The 2,208-nt window shown below is 75.6% G+C and carries 3 protein-coding genes; all 3 read right to left on the reverse strand.

All coding sequences use genetic code 11. The features are described 5' to 3' along the window. Positions 1 to 43: 43 nt before the first annotated feature. The gene (locus tag ACPT94_RS29645; RefSeq protein ID WP_360351301.1) at positions 44 to 247 is read right to left on the reverse strand and encodes a hypothetical protein; all 204 of its coding nucleotides are present in this window, start codon (positions 245 to 247) and stop codon (positions 44 to 46) included. A gap of 69 nt (positions 248 to 316) precedes the next feature. Then, positions 317 to 1,672 carry a type III PLP-dependent enzyme domain-containing protein gene (locus ACPT94_RS29650; RefSeq protein WP_425247233.1) on the reverse strand — a complete coding sequence of 452 codons (1,356 nt, stop codon included), beginning with the start codon at positions 1,670 to 1,672 and terminating at the stop codon, positions 317 to 319. A 120-nt stretch (positions 1,673 to 1,792) separates the two neighbouring features. After that, positions 1,793 to 2,208: helix-turn-helix domain-containing protein (locus tag ACPT94_RS29655; RefSeq protein ID WP_425247234.1), on the reverse strand; the 416-nt coding region annotated here is incomplete at its 5' end.

The following is a 2,208-nucleotide window of genomic DNA, read 5'->3' on the forward strand; positions in this document are numbered from 1 at the left end:
GAGCCTCGCACACGGACGGCGCCGCAGGGGAACCCGGGGTCGGTCAGGCCGCCCGGGGCTCCGACCGGCCCTCGTCCGCAGCCGGTTCCCCGCTGTCGGCGGTGCCCCGGACCAGACGCAGATGCCGCCGGTGCGCGGCATGCCGCGGCCCCGCGGGGGCGGGCGCGGACAGCCGGTCCTCGACGCGGTCCATGACCACGAGCAGGACGGACAGGAACGGAAACAGCAGTACGGCGACCCACAGCACGGTGTTCTCCTCGTCAGGCGGACAGGACCCGGGTGCTCCGAATCGCGCTGCTGATGCGTGGAAACGCCGTCAGGGCAGTGAAGGAGCCGTGAAACCGCTCAGCAGGGCGTCCGCCTGTGTCAGTCCGCTCTCCACGGAGATCTCCCGCACCGTCTGCGCCCGGCGGACCGTGGCGAACGTGACCCGGTCGTCCCGCAGCAGATACCCGTACACCCCGGGCCGGGGCAGGCTGTTGTACGCCCAGGGCGCCGAGAAGTAGTAGGCGCCCGTGTCGTGCAGCACGACCAGGTCTCCCTCGGCGAGTTCGGGCAGCCGGCGCTCGTGCGCCACGACGTCCCCGGCGAAGCAGAGGGGCCCGGCGACGTCCTGCCGCAGCGGGGGCGTCCGCTTCGGCGAGCCGTCCGGCCCGTGGGCGGACACGCGCAGCGGCCAGGCGCCCGGCATGAAGACCGTGCGGGTGGCGACCTGCGCGCCGGCGTGGGTGAGGGCGATACGGCGGCCTCCCGCCTCCTTCACGTACTCCACCCGGCCCGCGAGGAAGCCGTTCTTGGCGAGCAGGGAGCGGCCGAACTCGGTGACCAGCCGGTACCGGCCGTCCAGCAGGGCCGGTTCGGCGGCGGTGAGCGCGGCGACGTAGTCGGCGTGGGTGGGGGTGACCGTGTCGTCGGTGAAGTTCACCGGGAGGCCGCCGCCCAGGTCGAGGCTGGTGATCTGCCGGCGGCCGACGCGGGCGTCGATCTCCTCGGCGAGGTGGTGCAGCGCGGCGAGGCCCTCGGCGATCAGGGGCAGCGGGCAGCCCTGCGAGCCGACGTGCGCGTGCAGCCGGGTCAGCCACGGCCGTCGCGCGAACGCCTCGACGACCCGTGCGCGGGCGCCCGGATCGCGCAGAGCCACGCCGAACTTGGAGTGCTCCGTCGCGGTGCTCATCGCGCCGATCGCCCCGCTGCCGACCTGCGGATTGACCCGCAGCCCGACGACGGACGCGCAGCCGGCCGGGCGCAGGGCGTCGACGCGTTCGAGTTCGGCGAGGTTGTCGGCGTTGACGGCGACGCCGAGGGCGAGGGCCTCGCGGAGCTCCTGGCGGGTCTTGGCGGGCGAGTCCAGCACGATCCGCGCCGGCTCGAAACCGGCGTCCAGCGCCAGCCGCAGCTCGCCCGGGCTCGCCACCTCACAGCCCATCCCGGCGTCGGCGAGCAGCCGCAGCACCGGCACCAGCGCGCAGGCCTTGGCCGCGAAGGTGTGCAGCACGTCCGGCACCCGCCCGAACGCCTCGCGCAGGCCGGCGACGCTCTCGCGCACGCCCTGGACGTCGACGAACCCGGCCAGCGGCCGGTCCTCGCCGAGCAGCCCGTCGACGACGGCCTGGCGGACGACGGGCGCGACGCGCGAGGCGTCGCTCTCGTGGTTCTCGATGGGGAACGACACGTCCAGGTCTCCTTCGGTGCGCCGGGAACGGGCGGCCACCTCCAGGTTCGCCTCTGCACGGCGGTACGTCTTCGGCGGCCCGCACAAAGGCGACCACGAGCTTTGTCGTGGCGCACAACGTCAGGGAGCCGTCAGCCGGGCCGCGAGGGTCAGCAGCAGCCGGATGTCGGGGTCGTCCAGGTCCACCCCGTGGCGCTCCCGGACGCGGCCGAGGCGGTAGCGCAGCGTGTTGGGGTGCACGACGAGCCGCCGGGCCGCCGCCGGGACGTCACCCCCGCAGTCGAGGTAGGCGGCCAGGGTCCGCACGAGGTCCCCGCCGTCGGCGAGGTCCGCGCGGATCAGGTCGTGGACCGGCCCGCTCCCGGACTCCCACACCGGCCGCACCGCGTCCAGGATCCGCAGCACCTCCAGCGCGGGACCCGCACCGGCGGCGTCCGCGCACCGCGCGGGCCGCGGCCTCCCGGCCGCCGCGGCCCGCGCCGCCCGCGCCCGCCGCGCCCCGCCGACCCGCACGGCCCGCTCGTGCGACTCCCTCG

The sequence above is a fragment of the Streptomyces aurantiaciflavus genome (assembly GCF_049808595.1).
In the GTDB taxonomy this organism is placed as follows: domain Bacteria; phylum Actinomycetota; class Actinomycetes; order Streptomycetales; family Streptomycetaceae; genus Streptomyces.